At 34.5% G+C, this 18055-nt stretch carries 16 protein-coding genes; 13 read left to right on the top strand and 3 right to left on the bottom strand.

All coding sequences use genetic code 11. From position 1 onward, the window contains the following. Nucleotides 1–35 precede the first annotated feature (35 nt). From ACHRV5_RS21705 to ACHRV5_RS21670, 8 genes are all read left to right on the top strand, one after another. Nucleotides 36–185 carry a class I lanthipeptide gene (locus ACHRV5_RS21705; RefSeq protein ID WP_230004263.1) on the top strand — a complete coding sequence of 50 codons (150 nt, stop codon included), beginning with the start codon at nt 36–38 and terminating at the stop codon, nt 183–185. Between the two features lie 7 nt (nt 186–192). Next, nucleotides 193–342 carry a class I lanthipeptide gene (locus ACHRV5_RS21700; RefSeq protein ID WP_230004266.1) on the top strand — a complete coding sequence of 50 codons (150 nt, stop codon included), beginning with the start codon at nt 193–195 and terminating at the stop codon, nt 340–342. A gap of 7 nt (nt 343–349) precedes the next feature. Further along, a complete protein-coding gene (locus tag ACHRV5_RS21695) occupies nt 350–499 on the top strand; it encodes a class I lanthipeptide (RefSeq protein WP_230004263.1) in 150 nt (49 codons plus the stop codon). Nucleotides 500–506: 7 nt separating this feature from the next. Continuing rightward, entirely contained in the window at nt 507–656 is a 150-nt protein-coding gene (locus ACHRV5_RS21690; protein WP_230004264.1) for a class I lanthipeptide, read from the top strand. A 401-nt stretch (nt 657–1057) separates the two neighbouring features. Then, on the top strand, nt 1058–2212 hold the full coding sequence (locus ACHRV5_RS21685) for an HlyD family secretion protein (protein WP_230004268.1): 1155 nt from the start codon (nt 1058–1060) through the stop codon (nt 2210–2212). Beyond that, entirely contained in the window at nt 2205–4364 is a 2160-nt protein-coding gene (locus ACHRV5_RS21680; protein WP_230004269.1) for a peptidase domain-containing ABC transporter, read from the top strand. Before ACHRV5_RS21685 ends, ACHRV5_RS21680 begins: the two co-directional genes overlap by 8 nt. Before the next feature lie 18 nt (nt 4365–4382). Beyond that, nucleotides 4383–7517: a lantibiotic dehydratase gene (locus ACHRV5_RS21675; RefSeq protein ID WP_395428178.1), complete on the top strand. Its 3135-nt coding sequence runs from the start codon at nt 4383–4385 to the stop codon at nt 7515–7517. A 4-nt stretch (nt 7518–7521) separates the two neighbouring features. Next, a complete protein-coding gene (locus tag ACHRV5_RS21670; protein ID WP_395428177.1) occupies nt 7522–8634 on the top strand; it encodes an alcohol dehydrogenase catalytic domain-containing protein in 1113 nt (370 codons plus the stop codon). On the opposite strand, the gene ACHRV5_RS21665 is transcribed toward ACHRV5_RS21670, so the two are convergent. From ACHRV5_RS21665 to ACHRV5_RS21655, 3 genes are read right to left on the bottom strand one after another with little or no spacing between them, the layout of a single operon-like run. Further along, entirely contained in the window at nt 8631–8984 is a 354-nt protein-coding gene (locus tag ACHRV5_RS21665; RefSeq protein ID WP_047779111.1) for a hypothetical protein, read from the bottom strand. The two genes, ACHRV5_RS21670 and ACHRV5_RS21665, sit on opposite strands and share 4 nt — an antisense overlap. Continuing rightward, nucleotides 8981–9709: a hypothetical protein gene (locus ACHRV5_RS21660; RefSeq protein WP_395428175.1), complete on the bottom strand. Its 729-nt coding sequence runs from the start codon at nt 9707–9709 to the stop codon at nt 8981–8983. Before ACHRV5_RS21660 ends, ACHRV5_RS21665 begins: the two co-directional genes overlap by 4 nt. Nucleotides 9710–9749: 40 nt before the next feature. After that, nucleotides 9750–10724 (bottom strand): polyprenyl synthetase family protein, encoded by a 975-nt coding sequence (locus tag ACHRV5_RS21655; RefSeq protein WP_047779109.1) that lies wholly within the window; start codon nt 10722–10724, stop codon nt 9750–9752. Nucleotides 10725–10994: 270 nt separating this feature from the next. On the opposite strand from ACHRV5_RS21655, the gene ACHRV5_RS21650 reads away from it, so the two are divergent. The 5 genes from ACHRV5_RS21650 (at nt 10995) to ACHRV5_RS21630 (ending at nt 17916) form a co-directional block, all read left to right on the top strand. Then, nucleotides 10995–11516: a YceI family protein gene (locus ACHRV5_RS21650; protein ID WP_047779108.1), complete on the top strand. Its 522-nt coding sequence runs from the start codon at nt 10995–10997 to the stop codon at nt 11514–11516. A gap of 107 nt (nt 11517–11623) precedes the next feature. Continuing rightward, a complete protein-coding gene (locus tag ACHRV5_RS21645) occupies nt 11624–12223 on the top strand; it encodes a TetR/AcrR family transcriptional regulator (protein WP_047779107.1) in 600 nt (199 codons plus the stop codon). 10 nt (nt 12224–12233) lie between these two features. Next, nucleotides 12234–13568, top strand: a complete 1335-nt coding sequence (locus tag ACHRV5_RS21640; RefSeq protein WP_230004273.1) for a TolC family protein — start codon at nt 12234–12236, stop codon at nt 13566–13568. Nucleotides 13569–13578: 10 nt separating this feature from the next. Then, nucleotides 13579–14646 carry an efflux RND transporter periplasmic adaptor subunit gene (locus ACHRV5_RS21635; RefSeq protein ID WP_047779105.1) on the top strand — a complete coding sequence of 356 codons (1068 nt, stop codon included), beginning with the start codon at nt 13579–13581 and terminating at the stop codon, nt 14644–14646. Nucleotides 14647–14739: 93 nt separating this feature from the next. Continuing rightward, on the top strand, nt 14740–17916 hold the full coding sequence (locus ACHRV5_RS21630) for an efflux RND transporter permease subunit (protein WP_047779104.1): 3177 nt from the start codon (nt 14740–14742) through the stop codon (nt 17914–17916). Nucleotides 17917–18055 lie beyond the last annotated feature (139 nt).

Raw genomic sequence — 18055 nt, 5'->3', positions numbered from 1 at the left:
TTATTTATTGGCAAAAGCCTTAGACTAATTCTCTTATGAAAAACAAAAACACAATCAACAAGTTAGCTTTCAATAAAGTAGCTGTTGCAGAATTAAACGACAACCAAATGTATGACGTTGACGGCGGCACAAGCCCAACCTGTCTTTTAGTAATCAGTTATTTATTGGCAAAAGCCCTAGACTAATTCTCTTATGAAAAAACAAAACACAATCAACAAGTTAGCTTTCAATAAAGTAGCTGTTGCAGAATTAAACGACAACCAAATGTATGACGTTGACGGTGGAACAAGCCCAACCTGTCTTTTAGTAATCAGCTTTTTATTAGCTAAAGCCCTAGACTAATTCTCTTATGAAAAACAAAAACACAATCAACAAGTTAGCTTTTAATAAAGTAGCTGTTGCAGAATTAAACGACAATCAAATGTATGACGTTGACGGTGGAACAAGCCCAACCTGTCTTTTAGTAATCAGTTATTTATTGGCTAAAGCCCTAGACTAATTCTCTTATGAAAAACAAAAACACAATCAACAAGTTAGCTTTCAATAAAGTTGCTGTTGCAGAATTAAACGACAATCAAATGTATGACGTTGACGGTGGTACAAGCCCAACATGTCTTTTGGTAATCAGCTTTTTACTGGCCAAAGCCTTAGATTAATTATTGGTGAAAAAACAAAACGTGAACAAACAAGCTGTATTTAAATAAAATAGCTGTTACGAAATTAAATGTCGGTAAAATACATCCTGTTGATGGTGGAAGCTCAGCTTTTTGTATTCCGTGTAGTATTGTTATAACGATACATTTAATATAATTTCGAACATGTTCCCCTTAAAAAAGCATTATTAGTTTTACTGATAATGCTTTTTTTTATGCTTTTTAATCCTAAAAACAGACCACAAACAGATTCGACATTAAATCATTCTAATATCGAATTATAGCACTGGTAATAAGGTGTTTACGGCTATAAAAGAATGCTATTTTTTATAAAAATGGGTATTTTTCATTTTTTTCTTCCTTAAATATTAGGTTCATTTGTCCTGTAATTAATACCGATACCGATGAACGATAAAGAAATTTTCCCAGAAGAGATTTTAAACAACACAGTTGAAAGTCATATTATTAAACATAATAAGAAAACATCACGTTTATTTGTGATTACGTTTATGGCCCTTTTAATTGCTTTTATCTCGCTTCCTTTTATATATATAGACATTTATACGACGAGTAGAGGAACTATAATTCCACAGGAAAAGAAACTGACTCTTTATTCTCCTATAAGCGGTAAAATATCGTTTTTTAATGTTGAGGAAAACAAGAAAATCAAAAAAGGAGATACGTTACTGATCATAGATCATAACATATTAAAAGAAAGAGAAAACTTAAATACGATTCAGAGCTCAGAAAATTCTGTTTACCTGAATGACCTAAAGAATTTAATTCACCGAAATTACAACCAAGTACAATCGGATCAGTATAAAAGAGAGCTTTTAAAACACCAGCAGGAATTGTATAACCTTGATGTTATTGTTAAAAATACGCAAGCCGACTTCGACCGAAAAGAGCATCTTTACAGAAAAGAAGTCATATCAAAATCAGAATTCGAAAAAGCACAATTAGAACTGGATAAAATCAAGAATGACCGAATTAATCTGATCAAACAAACAGAGTTGTCCTGGCAAAAAGAATACACGCAGTTAAGCCAGGATAATAAAAGCATTCATTCCAATCAGAAACAGCTTAAAGAAGAAGAGAATAATTATATCATCATTGCTCCCATTGACGGCGAATTGGTCAATATGCAAGGCTTTCATAAAGGAAGTGGAATTGCGGCCGGGAATCCAATTGTAGAAATTTCTCCTGATAAAAGTATTATTGTAGAAACCTACGTAAATCCATCTGAAATTGGGTATTTAAAAGAAGGCGGTGATGCTATTTATCAAATAGATGCCTTTAATTCCAATCAATGGGGATTTGCCAGAGGACGCATTTTCGAAATAAGTAAAGATGTACTTATCGTTAATAATGAACCGTACTATAAAATAAAAAGCAACCTGCAAACCGATAGTTTAACCTTAAAAAATGGGGCTCAGGGAAATCTAAAAAAAGGAATGAGTTTAACAAGTCGTTTTTTCTTGACTAAAAGAACAGCATTTCAATTATTATTTGACAAAGTAGAAGATTGGTTTAATCCTTACAATAGCAAAAATGAGTAAAATAGAAATAAAACAACATGATTTTTCAGATTGTGGTGCAGCTTGTTTAGCTTCAATTTCAGAATTCTATAATTTAAGTTTGCCTATTTCAAGAATTAGACAATATGCAAGTACAACCCAAAAAGGGACAACACTATTAGGTTTAAGAGAGGCCGCGGTAAAATTAGGCTTTCTAGCCAAAGGAGTAAAAGTGGAATTTGAAGGATTAAAAGACGTGCCTTTACCGGCGATTTTGCATGTTTTGATAAAAAAAGACGGACATGAGTTTCCTCATTATGTTGTTGCCTACAAAGTAACCAAAAATTATATCCAGGTAATGGATCCGTCTAGCGGGAAACTGGAAAAGAAACCATTTGCCGATTTTGAAAAGATCTTTACAGGTTATGCTTTGATATTGGTTCCTGATGATGATATTTTTAAAGAAAAAAATGAAAAAGTATCCAATTTCAGAAGAATATTATTTTTACTGAAACCTCATAAATACATTTTATTGCAGGCTATTATCGGTGCCGTTCTCTATACTTTGCTAGGTTTTTCGGTATCAATATATGTTGGTAAGATTACCGATTTTGTACTCGTGAGCGGCAATAAAAGCTTGTTGAATCTAATGAGTATTATTGTTATTGGTTGTTTGTTGCTTCAAATTTTATATAGCGTTTTAAAAGATGTCTTTATTTTAAAAACAAGTCAGCAAATCGACTCCAGACTTATTCTCGGGTATTACAAGCACCTTTTTACAATGCCTCAAAAGTTTTTTGATACCATGCGAATTGGTGAAATCATGTCAAGAATAGGGGATGCTGTAAAAATACGCGCTTTAATAAATGAAACCGCTTTGAGTATTTCTGTAAATGTACTAATCGTATTCTTTTCGTTTATTTTTATGTTTTCGTTCTATTGGAAATTGGCTTTAATTATTTCGTTAATCATTCCGTTTTATATTGTTATTTATTTAATCACAAATAAGTTAAATAAAAAAGCAGAGCGGGAAATAATGGAAAAAAATGCGCTTTTGGAATCGCAGCTGGTAGAGTCAATAAAAAACATCGGTACTGTAAAACGTTTGTCTTTAGAGGATTTTTCTAAAACAAGAACAGAACTTAAGTTTGTTGATTTGTTAAAAAGCATTTACAAATCGGGAATGAATGGAATTTTCGCAAGAACTTCTACCGATTTTATTTCGCGACTATTTACAATTATCCTTTTATGGGTAGGGACATATTACGCTATTGATGGAGACATTACTCCAGGTGAGTTGTTCTCGTTTTATTCTATAATAGGTTATTTTACGGGACCTGCCTCACAGTTAATCGGAACCAATCAGGCCATTCAGAATGCCATGATTGCCTCAGACCGCTTGTTTGGTATCATGGATCTTGATCGTGAAGAAATGGAATCTAAGGTGAATTTAACAAAAAATAATTTTGATGATATAAAATTTAAGAATCTTGATTTCTCTTATGAACTAGGACGTTATATCTTTAAAGATTTGAATCTTACGATTAAAAAAGGTCAGTTTACAGCATTGGTTGGAGAAAGCGGAAGCGGGAAAAGTACTATTGCGTCACTGATTCAGAATATCTATAGTCCAAAAGAAGGGAAAATATTAATTGGAGAATATGATTTAAATTACATCTCCAAACGAAGCATTAACGCACTCATTACCACTGTGCCTCAAAATGTGGAGCTTTTTGACGGAACGATTGCTTTTAATATTTCAATTGGAGAATCAAATCCGGACATGGAGAAAATTATTGAAGTAAGTAAAAAAGTAGGCGCATATGATTTTATTGAATCTTTGCCAAACGGTTTTAATACTTATCTGGGAGAGTTTGGTGCAAATCTATCCGGAGGAGAGCGACAAAGAATAGCTTTTGCAAGAGCGCTTTACAAAGATCCGGAAGTACTTATTCTTGATGAAGCTACTTCGGCACTGGATTCTGAATCTGAAATGGTGATTAAAAATTTAATCGAAGAATTGAGCGCACAAGGCAAAACCATTATTGTGATCGCACATAAACTGCAGTCGATTAAAAAAGCAGACGTTATTTATGCCTTTAAAAAAGGAGAAATCGTTGAATCAGGCTCACATGAAGAGCTTCTGAATAAAAAAGAATACTATTATAAAATGTGGAATAATATAATTGTTTAATAAGGAAATTTAACAAAAATGAAAAATTACTCTTTTACAAAAACGGCTATTGTAAGAACTCCAATTGAGGAAAAACAAACGGATCTTACCTGGGAAAAAATTACAGCAATTTTTTCTAAAAAAGAAAATAGAGAAGCTTTATTTATAGGTTCACCTAACATTTACAAAGCACTTCTTTTGTGGGAAAAAGGCGAAGCTTTTCAAACAGAAGAAGAACTTAAAAGTTTAAAAGGATCTTTATACAAATATGCTTCCCGATTGTCGAACAGAAGCACGCCCTTTGGAATGTTTTCTACAGTGGCAGCGGTAGATTTGAGTGCAGAAACCAATCTTAATATTGCAGCAAGTGCATTTGGAAGATTTACCAAATTTGATATGTATTTCTTGGGAAGCTTTCTACCGGTTATTGTAAACAATGATGCGATCAGAGCCGTTTTAAAATTTTACAGCAACAATTCGATTTATACGGTTTTTGATAAATATCGTTATGTTGAGTATTATTTTAAAGACAATGTAAGGTTTCATAAAATTTCTGAAGTTGAAATAAGCGAGTACTTAGAGTTAATATTCGAAAAAGCAAAAAATGGAGTTTTAGTTAGTGAACTGGCCGAATTACTTGTTTCTGATGAGATTTCTTTGAAAGATGCCAATGAATTTATAGACACACTTATTAAAAGTCAGTTTATCGTAACCGAACTGGAATTCACCATTACTGGAGAAGACTATTTTGAGCGATTGTTACGTGTACTCTCTGAAGAGCGATTTGACTTTTATGAAGCAGGTGTGATCAAAGAACTGATTACTAATTTAAAAGCCAAAATCAATTTCCTCGATACCAATAGCAGTAACGATCCTGCTTTATATACAGAGATTCATGAGTTGGTAAATGAAGAATTAGAACATGTAGATATTTCAAAATTATTTCAGGTAGACAGTTTCAGAAAAATCGAGAATGGTTCTATTAGTTTTAAAACCCTTAAGAATCTGCGCCCGGCGTTAAGTGTTTTAAACAAACTGCAATCGAGTTCAGAAAACGGCCATTTAAAAGAATTCAGAAAAAAATTCCTGGAGCGATTTGAAGAGTATGAGCAACCTTTGGTAAGTGTTCTGGATCCGGATATCGGGATTGGGTACGGAAAAATATCAGGAGCAAAATCGCCTTTAGTGGAAGATTTATTAATCAATTCAGGTCAATCGGGTGTCAATCAGATCTCGATGGATGCTAAAAAAACATTTCTGTTAAAAAAGCTAATCCACGCGACAAAAAACAATTTGCAATCAATTGATTTGTTAGATGAGGAAATCAACAAATTTGAAGAAAATGAATCTTTATACCCGGATAGTTTTTCAGCATTTGTAAATGTATTTCATGAAAATGGAGTTGAAAAAATCAATCTAAAAACGGCAAGTGGGCCGTCTGCAAATGGGTTAATAGGCAGATTCAGCCATTTAGATACCAAGATTTTGGATTTGTGTAATGAAGTTACAACTATAGAAAATGAGTTGTATTCTGATAAAATTGTAGCAGAAATCGTGCATTTACCACAAGCAAGAACAGGAAACATTCTGTATCGAAACTTTCAGAGAGCATATGAAATTCCGTATTTAGGAAATGCTTCGGTAGACAGCGATCACCAGATTAAGATTGAAGACCTGTATGTTTCCGTAAAAGGAGGAAAAATTGTTTTGCGTTCAAAAAGACTGAATAAAGAAATAATCCCTAGATTGAGTAATGCTCATAATTTTGCTTCGAATGCCTTACCAATCTATCATTTCTTGTGTGATCTTCAGAATCAAAACTCTTTCGGCTTTGGTTTTGGCTGGGGAGCCTTACAAAATGAGTTTGATTTTCTGCCAAGAGTAAATTACAAAGACACCATTTTAAGCAGAGCAACCTGGAATATTACAAAGACAGAAATTGAAAGTATACTAGCGGTTGGTGAGTCTAAAACGGTTGAATTTATTCGCGATTTCAGAGAAAAAAGAAACATTCCTGATTTGATCTATGTTTCTCAGGGTGACAATGAAGTGTTGATTAATTTCAATAATGATTTGAGCTGTAATGTTTTTTACTACATGTTGAAAGGGGAGACTTTCATTCAATTAAAAGAATTTTTATTTGCAGAAGATACCATTACAGGAAATTATTGCAATGAAATCATCTTTACCGCTCATAAAAATATTGCCAAAAAAGAAGAAACTTCTATTGCAAACCAATTTGTTTCAAAAGAAAATCAAGAGGGTGTAGCGACTTCATTTTCAATAGGTGAAAAATGGCTGTACTATAAATTTTATTGTGGAGAAAGAGCCGGTGAAGAACTCCTAAACAGAGCGATCAATCCTATTATTGAAGAATTACAATCAAAAGATTTAATTGAGAAGTGGTTTTTTATCCGATACTACGATGTACAGGGACACCACATCAGATTCCGTGTTTTATTAAAAAACAGCAATTTATTTACCGATTGCATTCAAACGATAAGACAACATATTGAACCTCTTGAAAAAACAAGAATTATCTGGAAAACACAAACCGATAATTATCTGAGAGAGTTACAACGCTACGGTTATGAGGCTATCGAAGAAACCGAATCTTTGTTTTTTAATGACAGCGCCTGTACGTTAAAATTCACCGATATGATTGAAGGAGATTCCGGAGAAAAAATAAGATGGATGTTTGCCTTATTGTCTATAGATCACTTTTTAAATGATTTTGATGTAAAACTGGAGGGGAAAATCAAATTGTTTAATGTAGCTAAAACCGGTTTTGGAAAAGAATTTAACCGCTCAGGCCGTCTTAACAAACAAATTAATGAAATGTTTGTAAAGTATGAATTTGATATAGAATCTTTCTTAAACCCGGCTGTTATGGATGAAATGTATGCGCCTTTGATTGAGATTCTGGAGGAGCGTTCCGAGAAAAATGTATCGCCTGTAAAAGCAATAAAAGCGATAGACAAAGAGCACCGTTTACCAACTCATCTGGATAATATAATGTTGAGTTATGTTCATATGATTTGTAACCGAATCTTTTTAACAAAACACAGAATTCATGAAATGGTTGTCTATGACTTTTTATACAAATATTACAGCAAACAGCTTCATACCGGTAAAAACGAGAAAGTAAAAGAAGTAACAGAACTAATATCTTAAAAATATGAGAGCACTGGCAGTAGTAACTTCTTCCTTATTTGATAAGATTGAAGACCATAACAAACACTTACTTCGTATTGATAATGTGGAAATTCCTTTGGCGTTTGTCGAAGGAAATTCCCCTGATTTTGATGCCGAATCAGATCAACATGCCAATTTTGTATTGGTAAAAAAAGTTAGTTTTTCTTTAAATTACAGAGATTTAGGCATTGTAGAAAATGCCTGGCAGCGATTAAAAGGGGCTACTATCGATACTTTTTACCCGATCGGGTCAGATTTTGCAGGGCATGTAATTGCAATTGGTAAAAATGTTACGACTTTGTCTGTTGGAGATTTGGTAATCGGAAACTGCTTCTATCCTGAAGCCGAAAACGGAGCAATGCCCGGAATTCCGTCCAATCATTCAAGTAAAGAACATGAAATTTATCATTACGGAAAATTAGTAAAAGTACCCTCTTATCTCACAGGCGTTGAGGCCGGTGCTTTGGGAATCGGAACACAAACGGCTAATGCCATGATTCGAAAAGCCAATATTAAAAAAGGAGATAACGTACTGGTAACCTCTGTAACGTCAAACACCTCTTATTTTTTATTAAACGCGCTTTGGAATATGGACTGTAATGTTTATGGCTTATCCTATTCCGGAAAAAATATAGCGTTAGTACGCGAACATTTTCCGTTTATAAAAGATATTTTCGAAGTAAAAGAAAAAAACATTCCGAATACACTGTTGATAGATGTAGTGCTGGACTCTTTTTCAGACACGTATTTAGAACTTTTATTGCCTCAGTTAAATATTAATGCCCGTTACTTGACTTGCGGTATTTTTAATCAATCGATAGGTAAATTAAAAGAGGTTAAACCAACCAATTTAACCCTATTGATCGCCAATTTAATGATGCGAAATATCAGTTTTATTGGTAATTGTCTGGGTACAACTCAGGATTTAGTTTCTGGTTTGGAATTTTATGAAACAAAAAAACTATTAGTTGATTCCGTTTTCACAGAAGAAGATTCGTTGTCTGATTTTATTTTAAAGTCGTTTAACACAGAATCGGATAAATTTGGAAAGGTAATCTATGAATACAACGAAATCGAAGAGGAAGCGGAGGTTTAATAGTTGTTTCTAAACCAAACCTTTTGCCATTCCCTTTTTAAAATTAGAAAAGAAACTTGTTCGGCCAGGAGTACCAAATCCGATCCGTCAAGTTTTTTTATTTCGGTTTCAGACACATCTATAATATACAGCAGATTCAGATATTCGGCAAATTTGTACTGAATCATGCGGTAGATTTTTTCGTGCAGCTGAATTTTTATTTCATCAGGAGAAATGCTTAACGGAAAATCGATTCCTTCGTTGGCTAAATTAAAATCCTTATTAATTTGTTCAATTAATTTTAGGTACAAAGCCTCGGTTTGGGCTTGTTGGAGTAATAGCTCAGTTGATTTTGGAGCGATGAAATTCATACAGTTTTCTTTTTATTTTCCCAAACACCTACAATCTTCGCCAGCAGCACATCTCCGCCTGCATAGACAAAAACGGCGCCCATTGGCGGATTTGAAGTAGGGATAACTCCAAATACATTCGGGACCCAAGTCCAACATTTAAAATAAGTGCCTACCAGCTCTATAAATATAACACAAAAGGCTATAAAACAGTAGAGATTCTGCCAACGTTTTCTTTTCAAAAGTACAAAAAACAGAATGCCGAGAAGCAACGAAAAATAGTCCTTTAAAAATAAAGCAACACTTAAAAATAAAAGAGCAAAAAAGGAGAGGAAATATTTTCTTAAATAAAGTTCTTTAGAAATGGACCATTCGGTATTGGCAAAAACATAACCCGAAACATAAACAATAGCATGTCCAAAAGGTACGTATAAAGGAATTGCCGGAGTTCTGTACGAATACATTCCTAACAGGCTACAGAAAAGTAGCTCACCGATATAAGAAAGCCCAAGCATTACGAGCATCAATTTCCTTAAATAGGAGTTTGATGTAAAATAAAAACCCGCAAAATAAAGGATGCACAATACGTTGGTCAGCTGTCTGCCGTCAAAATAATGCTCGGTAAAAAAGACAGAATCGATCCCTAATGCCAGAACAGTAAAAAACGGAAAACCTATTGCAAAAAGGAATTGCAGTTTTGCATCATTTCTTTCGGAATTAAAAATAACCGCCTCTATTTTGTCCATCAGATCGTTGTATTGAAAAAGCAGCTTTTACGTTTAAAAGCTACACTTTTCTGCCCATTAAATTTTCGCCAAAGGTTTTTAAAATGTTTTTCTTCTCTGCGCTGATATTTATTTTTTCTAAAGTTTCAAAAGCTTTAAAAGTATACATTTCTATCGCTTCCTGTGTTGCTTTTGAAGCACCCGATTCGTTAAAAATGGCCTTTGCTGTTTCAATTTTAGCCGTATTGTCGTCAAGTTGTAAGCCGAACAAATTTTGCAGTTGCAAAGCTCTTTCCTTTGAGGAGAATTCTATTGCTTTTAAGTATAAATAAGTTTTTTTATTTTCTATGATATCCCCCCCAACTTGTTTTCCAAAAGTTTCCGGATCTCCGAAAGCATCCAGAAAATCATCCTGAAGTTGAAAGGCCAGTCCTAAGTTAAGTCCGAAATCATAGATTAAATCTGCCTCTTGTTCAGAAGTTTTGGCTACAATTGCCCCCATTTTCATGGCAGCGGCTACCAAAACAGCTGTTTTATATTCAATCATTTTAAGGTATTCCGGAATGGTTACATTGGTTCTGTTTTCAAAATCAACATCCCATTGTTGTCCTTCGCAAACTTCAAGAGCAGTTTTGCTGAACAATTTTGCCAGGTCTCTGAAAATCGTCGGCTCGTATTGTTCAAAATATTGATACGCCAGAATTAACATGGCATCTCCCGATAGAATTCCGGTATTCAGATTCCACTTTTCATGTACCGTTTCTTTTCCTCTTCGCAAAGGAGCGTCATCCATAATGTCATCATGAACCAGCGAAAAGTTATGAAAAACTTCAACAGCCATAGCAGCCGGAAGTGCTGTTTTGTAATCGGCATCAAAAACTTCTGCCGCCATTAAGGTAAGTACAGGACGCATACGTTTTCCGCCAAGACCTAAAATATATTCAATGGGTTCATAAAGATCTTTGGGTTCTTTATTGATGCTTTGTTTGTTTAAATAACTAATAAAGAAATCCTGGTACTGACTAATATCGTGCATAAAATGAAATTCTGATTTACGAAGTCCAAAGATACAATTCAATTATGAATAATTAGTTCTTAAATTTTAAAAGGAATTATGCATTAAAAACAGCGTTTGGAGCAGGTAATGCACAATACATCAAAAAAAATATAAAAAAAACTTGGAAACTTTGTTGGTGTTTAAAGTTTCCTGTTTATATTTGCACCGCAGATACGGAAACTCAGGAAACTATAAAAGTTTCCACGTAAGAGCTCGAGTAATGTGTTAACACAGTAAAATCAGGTATTTATGAAAACAACATGGACCATAGATTCTAGTCAATCAGATGTTTTAATAAAAATGAGACATTCGATAATTGCTTATTTAGGAGGAACTACAAACAAATTTGACGGTTATGTAGATTTTAAAAACAATGAAATTGAAGATGCTTCTGTTGAGTTTTTTCTGGATATAAACAACCGAAATGATAGTTTCCAGCAAATGGACACCCATTTACAATTGAATGATTTGTTTAATGTAAACGAACATCCAATTATTAGTTTTAAATCGACCTCTTTTCAGAGAGTGAGTAATAATATTAATTTTTTCAAAGGAGATCTGACAATAAAAGATGTAACGAAAGTGGTAGAGCTTGATGCTGAGTTTATTGGAGTTAATTCTTATGATGGTAAACAAAAAGTCGCTTTTGAAATTACCGGAAACATTAAACGTCAGGATTTTGGGTTAGATTATAATTCGTTTAACCATAACGGAGGTTTGGCATTGGGAAAAGATATGAAGCTTATTGCCAATTTAGAATTTAGTATATAACTGTTATATAGTGAACAAATTAATGTAAAATTATTACAAATTTATTGGAAACTATTTTCGTAAACAAAGTTTCCAAATTATATTTGTAGTACAATTTGAAAATTAAAATGAAAGAGAAAATCATATCAAAAGCAAGTGAATTGTTTTTAAAACTGGGTTTTAAAAGTGTTACTATGGATGATATTGCAGGGGAAATGTGTATTTCTAAAAAAACGATCTACAAGTATTTCTGTAATAAAGAGGTTTTAATAGAAGAGAGTACTTCATTGGTTCATACACAAGTACATCAGATTATTGATTCTATAGTAGCAAAAAACCACAATGCAATTCATGAGAATTTTGAAATCAGAGAAATGTTTTGTGAGATGTTTAAGAACAATATTGATTCTTCCCCTATTTATCAGTTAAAAAAACATTATCCGGAAATATACCATAATATAATGAGTCAGGAAATTGATTTGTGCAGTCAATGGTTCAGAGATAATATTGCAAAAGGAATCGAGCAGAATTTATACAGAGCAGATTTAAATGTTGAGGTATATGTGAAATTCTATTACATTTTGATTTTTCATATCAACGAAAATACAGTCTCAGAAAAAGAGGCACAAAGCATAGAATTAGAAGCTTTGGAATATCACACCAGAGCCATGGCAACAGCAGAAGGCATTGTCGAATTAGAAAAACAACTTAAAAAATTTACTACTTAATCATCAATCTATGAAAAGAATCATTCTTATATTTTTGTGTTCCATTGGCTTAAGTGTCAACGCACAAGTCAAAACACTAACCTTAAAAGAGGCTATTACCTACGCGCTTGAGAATAAAGCCGATGCTAAAAAGTCTAAATTAGAGGTTGAAAAAAGTGAATATCAAATTCAGGAAGTACGTTCCAGAGCCTTGCCTCAGATTACAGGAAATGGAAACTTAACTTATAACCCAGTCTTACAAACAAGTGTGATCGACGGAGCAGGATTTGGACAGCCGGGAACGACTATTCAAGCGACTTTTGGTCAAAAATGGACTTCGGGAGCCGGAATTTCTTTGACTCAGGCTTTGTTTGATCAATCTGTTTTTACAGGATTGAGAGCAGCAAAATCTACTCGTGAATTTTATCAGATCAACGATCAATTGACAGAAGAGCAGGTAATTGAAAGAGTTGCTAACAATTATTATTCTGTTTATGTACAACGCGAAAGATTGGTTTTACTGGACAGTAACTATGTAAATACCACTAAAGTACGTGACATTGTTAAAGGTCAGTTTGATAACGGTCTTGCTAAAAAGATCGATTTAGACAGGATTATTGTAAAAATGTCAAACATTAGTACAGAACGTCAGCAAATCTTAAATCAGGTTCAGTTACAGGAAAACGCCTTGAAGTTTTATATGGGAATGCCTATCGAAACTCAAATCGAAATTCCACAAGAACAATTCGAAGTTACGATTCACGCTTTGACAGAAGAGCCAAATATGGCCAACAGAACAGAATATTTGCTTTTGAAAAAACAAGAGGAATTGTTAACCTTTCAAAAGAAAGCGGTTATGGCAGAATACTATCCGACACTTTCTTTAGTTGCAGGCTATAATTTTATTGGTCAGGGTCCGGAAATGCCTCTTTTTGCAAAACCTAGAGATGGAGTATACTGGTCTGATTACTCAGCAATCGGAGTGAATTTAAAAGTGCCAATTTTTACAGGATTCGGTACCCGTGCTAAAGTAAGAAAGGCAGATGTGGATATCAGATCACTTCAGGAAGATATTAAAGACACACGTCTTTCTCTTGACTTAGATTACAGAAACGCAAAAACTCAAATTGAGAATAACCTTGTAACAATCGAAAATCAGAAAGAAAATATGCGATTGGCAAGTGAGATCTTAAGCAATACAAAAAACAATTACCTTCAGGGATTGGCATCATTGACCGATTTGTTAGATGCTGAAAATGCATCACTGGAAGCACAAAACAATTATACCAGAGCAGTTTTAAATTACAAAGTTGCCGAAGTAGCATTAATCAAATCAAAAGGCGAACTTAAATCTCTTATTAAATAACTATACACAAATGAAAAAAACTATTATAACTATCGTAATCATAATTGCAGCATTAGCTCTGATTGGATTTGTCTTAAATAATAATAAGAAGGAGAATAAAGCTAAAACAGACATTGTTGCAGAGAAAAATGCAGCGGTTTCAGTAAAAGTAACTCCTGTAAAAACAGAAGAAGTTTCGTTGGATTTCGTGGCAAACGGAAACTTCCAACCAACTCAGGAATTGACTTTCTCTGCTGAAAAATCAGGAAAAGTAATCAGTGTTTTGGCTAAAGAAGGAGACTACGTAAGAGTAGGCCAAACTTTACTAACGGTAAGAGGAGATGTAATCAATGTAAATGCACAAACGGCTGAAGCTGCTTATTTAAATGCAAAATCAGATTACAGCAGATACGAAAATGCATTTAAAACCGGTGGTGTTACAAAACAACAATTGGATCAGGCAAAATTGGCTTTAACCAATGCACACTCTAATTATACAGAAGCTAAAATTAATGTGGGTGATACGAGAGTAAAAGCTCCGATTAACGGATTTATCAATAAAAAATATATTGAACCGGGTTCGATCTTAGCAGGTATGCCGGCAACAGCATTGTTTGATATCGTAAATGTTTCTAAATTAAAATTAACAGTTACGGTAAACGAAAACCAAGTAGCAAGTTTGAAAAATGGAGACAATGTAAACGTAACAGCCAGTGTTTATCCGGATAAAACGTTTTCAGGAAAAATTACTTTTGTTGCTGCAAAAGCAGATGCTTCTTTAAACTTTCCTGTTGAAATTGAAATCGCAAATAACTCGAACAACGATTTAAAAGCAGGTATGTACGGAACAGCAAATTTTGCATCCAAACAACAAAAACAACACTTAATGGTTGTACCTAGAAATGCATTTGTTGGAAGTGTGAGCAGTAATGAGATTTTTGTAGCACATAATGGTATTGCAAAATTAAGAAAAGTTACGGCTGGAAGAATTTTGGGTGATCAGGTAGAAATTATCAACGGATTGTCTGACGGTGAAACTGTAATTACTACAGGTCAAATTAACTTACAAGACGGAAATACAGTAGAAATTATTAAATAATTGGACGCTTTTAAGCTTTAGGCAATAAGCAGTAAGTATTAAGCTTATTGCCTAAAGCGTACAGCCTAAAGCCTACAGCCAAAAACAAAACAAATGAAATTAGCCGAAATATCGATAAAACGTCCGTCGTTAGTAATTGTATTGTTTACGATTCTGACACTTGGTGGATTGTTCAGCTATAGCCAGTTGGGTTATGAACTGATCCCGAAATTTGAACAAAATGTGATTACGATTTCTACTATTTATCCCGGAGCTTCTCCGAGTGAGGTAGAGAATACCGTAACCAAGAAAATAGAAGATGCGATCGCATCCTTAGAAAATGTCAAGAAGATTGACTCGAAATCTTACGAGAGTTTGTCCATCGTGTCGATTACGCTGACTTCTAACGCAAAAGTCGATTTTTCGATGAATGATGCACAGCGAAAAATTAATGCCATCATAAGTGATTTACCGGAAGATGTTAAAACACCGGCGCTGACCAAATTCTCGCTGAGTGATTTACCAATCATGACGCTTGGAGCAAATGGTAAAATGGATGAGGCAGAGTTTTACGACTTAATTGATAAAAAAATTGCGCCTATTTTATCTCGTGTACAAGGGGTAGCGCAGGTAAGTATCATTGGTGGTTCTGAGCGTGAGATTCAGGTGAACCTTGATGCCTTAAAAATGCAGGGGTACGGACTTTCGATTCCACAAGTACAACAGAATATCTTGACTTCGAACCTGGATTTCCCTACAGGAAATATTCAGACTCGTGATCAGAAAATATTAATTCGTTTAGCGGGTAAATATAAAAGTGTTGAAGAATTAAGAAACTTGGTAGTATCTTCTCAAAACGGAATTCAAATTCGTTTAAGTGATATTGCAGATGTACAGGATACTCAAAAAATTGCAGAGAAAATATCTCGTGTAGATCAAAAAAGTGCGATTGTTTTGCAAATTGTAAAACAGTCAGATGCCAATGCCGTAGCGGTAAGTGAGCAATTATTGAAAACGATTGCAACTCTTGAAAATGATTACAAAAGTAATCAGTTAAAGCTTGAAGTAGCAAAAGACAGTACTATTTTTACATTAGAAGCAGCAGATTCTGTTGTACACGATTTATTAATTGCGGTTGTTTTGGTTGCGTTTGTAATGTTGTTCTTCTTGCACAGTATTAGAAACTCGTTGATTGTAATGGTGTCTATCCCGGCCTCTTTGATTGCCACTTTTATTGGTATTTATTTAATGGGATATACGTTAAACTTAATGAGTTTATTAGGATTGTCTCTTGTTGTTGGTATTCTGGTCGATGATGCGATTGTGGTCCTCGAGAATATTTACAGGCATATGGAGATGGGTAAAAGCAGAATTCGTGCTTCGTACGATGGAACTGCTGAAATTGGTGGAACAGTAACTTCGATTACATTGGTAATTGTGGTGGTATTCTTGCCGATCGCGATGAGTTCTGGTTTAGTATCTAATATTATTACACAATTTTGTGTTACCGTAATTATTTCAACTTTACTGTCACTTTTAGCTTCATTTACAATTATCCCTTGGTTATCATCTCGTTATGGTAAATTAGAGCATATTGAAGGAAAGAATTTATTTGGAAGAATTATCCTTGGTTTCGAAAGCTATTTAACACGTTTTACCAACTGGGTTTCTGAATTATTGACCTGGTGTTTGGATCACTATATTAAAACTTTTGCTGTAGTAATTGTATTGTTCTTTGCTTCAACAGTTGGATTAATGGGTGGTGGATTCATCGGTGGAGAGTTCTTTGCTTCTTCTGATAGTGGAGAGTTCTTAGTTCAAATCGAAATGCCGAAAGACGCTTCGTTAGAGCAAACCAACTTCATGACTCAAAAAGCGGAAGCGTACTTAAAAGGACAAGAATACGTACACAGTCAGATTACAACGGTAGGACAAACCAGTGAAGGTTTTGGAGCATCGCAAGCTACAGCATACAAAGCAGAGATTGACGTTAAGATGATCGAACAAAAAGATCGAACAGACGATGCCAACGTTTATGCTGCTAAAATGAAGCGTAAACTGGAGAAAGTATTAGTTGGAGCAAAAGTAAAAACAGTTCCGGTTGGTATCTTAGGTACTGCTGAGGATGCTACTTTAGGATTGATCGTAACAGGTCCATCAACTGAAAGTGCGATGGCCTTTGCTAAATTAGCGGAAGCTGAGTTACGTACTATTCCCGGTACAACAGAGATTAAATTAACGGTTGAGGACGGAAATCCTGAAATCAACGTTAAGGTGGATCGTGATAAAATGGCTGCCTTAGGACTAACACTTCAAACAGTTGGTCTAACGATGCAAACGGCTTTTAGTGGAAACACAGATGGTAAATACAGAGCCGGAGAATACGAATACGATATCAACATCAGATACAATGCTTTTGACAGAAAAAGTATCAAAGATGTTAGTAACTTGATTTTTATTAATTCAGCCGGACAGCAAATTAAATTATCTCAGTTTGCTTCTATTACAGAAGGTTCAGGACCTAGCCAGTTAGAGCGTAGAGACAAATCTGCTTCTGTAACGGTAAAAGGACAAAACGTTGGGGTTCCTTCCGGAACAATTGTTACGCAATGGCAAGCCAAACTGGATAAGCTTAAAAAACCAACCGGTGTAAACTACATCTGGGGAGGTGATCAGGAAAACCAAAGTGAAGGTTTTGGTACCTTAGGAATCGCGTTACTAGCAGCTATTATATTAGTTTACCTGGTAATGGTGGCACTTTATGATAGTTTTGTTCACCCGTTTGTGGTATTGTTTGCGATCCCGCTTTCGTTTATTGGTGCGATGTTAGCGTTGGCTTTGACCAACAATTCATTAAACATCTTTACGATTTTAGGTATCATCATGTTGATTGGTCTGGTGTGTAAGAATGCGATCATGCTTGTCGATTATACGAATCAGCGAAGAGCTGCCGGAGAATCGATCAGAACCGCATTAATCCAGGCAAACCACGCTCGTTTACGTCCGATTTTGATGACGACAATTGCGATGGTATTCGGTATGTTCCCAATTGCATTGGCATCAGGAGCAGGAGCAGAGTGGAAAAACGGATTGGCTTGGGTAATTATCGGAGGATTGATTTCTTCGTTATTCTTAACCTTGATTGTAGTTCCAGTAATCTATAACATCATGGAGAAAATCATTCATAAATTCTCTAAAGGAGAAAAAATCGACTACGAAGCTGAAATGGTAGCGGATTATGTGCCAACAGAAGTAAGTGAAGATGGTTTTAACCCGAAACACACGCACTAAGAATTTAAATTCCAATATTTTAAATTCCAAATTCCAAATTTTAAATTAGGAGTTTCGTAATAGAAAGATCCCAAGTTCCTTAATTGGAATTTGGGATTTTTTATTGAATTAAATAAGTTGGAATTTGATAAAAAAGGGG

This window comes from Flavobacterium sp. FlaQc-52 (genome assembly GCF_044007495.1).
Taxonomy (GTDB): domain Bacteria; phylum Bacteroidota; class Bacteroidia; order Flavobacteriales; family Flavobacteriaceae; genus Flavobacterium; species Flavobacterium cupriresistens.
The sequence above is the reverse complement of the archived record's forward strand: the minus strand, read 5'-3'. Positions and strand labels throughout refer to the sequence as shown.

Excerpts from the sequence above, each read along its gene's own strand:
- ACHRV5_RS21705 (WP_230004263.1), top strand. The coding sequence starts at position 36 with ATGAAAAACAAAAACACAATCAACAAGTTAGCTTTCAATAAAGTAGCT.
- ACHRV5_RS21700 (WP_230004266.1), top strand. The coding sequence starts at position 193 with ATGAAAAAACAAAACACAATCAACAAGTTAGCTTTCAATAAAGTAGCT.
- ACHRV5_RS21695 (WP_230004263.1), top strand. The coding sequence starts at position 350 with ATGAAAAACAAAAACACAATCAACAAGTTAGCTTTTAATAAAGTAGCT.
- ACHRV5_RS21690 (WP_230004264.1), top strand. The coding sequence starts at position 507 with ATGAAAAACAAAAACACAATCAACAAGTTAGCTTTCAATAAAGTTGCT.
- ACHRV5_RS21685 (WP_230004268.1), top strand. The coding sequence starts at position 1,058 with ATGAACGATAAAGAAATTTTCCCAGAAGAGATTTTAAACAACACAGTT.
- ACHRV5_RS21680 (WP_230004269.1), top strand. The coding sequence starts at position 2,205 with ATGAGTAAAATAGAAATAAAACAACATGATTTTTCAGATTGTGGTGCA.
- ACHRV5_RS21675 (WP_395428178.1), top strand. The coding sequence starts at position 4,383 with ATGAAAAATTACTCTTTTACAAAAACGGCTATTGTAAGAACTCCAATT.
- ACHRV5_RS21670 (WP_395428177.1), top strand. The coding sequence starts at position 7,522 with ATGAGAGCACTGGCAGTAGTAACTTCTTCCTTATTTGATAAGATTGAA.
- ACHRV5_RS21665 (WP_047779111.1), bottom strand. The coding sequence starts at position 8,984 with ATGAATTTCATCGCTCCAAAATCAACTGAGCTATTACTCCAACAAGCC.
- ACHRV5_RS21660 (WP_395428175.1), bottom strand. The coding sequence starts at position 9,709 with ATGGACAAAATAGAGGCGGTTATTTTTAATTCCGAAAGAAATGATGCA.
- ACHRV5_RS21655 (WP_047779109.1), bottom strand. The coding sequence starts at position 10,724 with ATGCACGATATTAGTCAGTACCAGGATTTCTTTATTAGTTATTTAAAC.
- ACHRV5_RS21650 (WP_047779108.1), top strand. The coding sequence starts at position 10,995 with ATGAAAACAACATGGACCATAGATTCTAGTCAATCAGATGTTTTAATA.
- ACHRV5_RS21645 (WP_047779107.1), top strand. The coding sequence starts at position 11,624 with ATGAAAGAGAAAATCATATCAAAAGCAAGTGAATTGTTTTTAAAACTG.
- ACHRV5_RS21640 (WP_230004273.1), top strand. The coding sequence starts at position 12,234 with ATGAAAAGAATCATTCTTATATTTTTGTGTTCCATTGGCTTAAGTGTC.
- ACHRV5_RS21635 (WP_047779105.1), top strand. The coding sequence starts at position 13,579 with ATGAAAAAAACTATTATAACTATCGTAATCATAATTGCAGCATTAGCT.
- ACHRV5_RS21630 (WP_047779104.1), top strand. The coding sequence starts at position 14,740 with ATGAAATTAGCCGAAATATCGATAAAACGTCCGTCGTTAGTAATTGTA.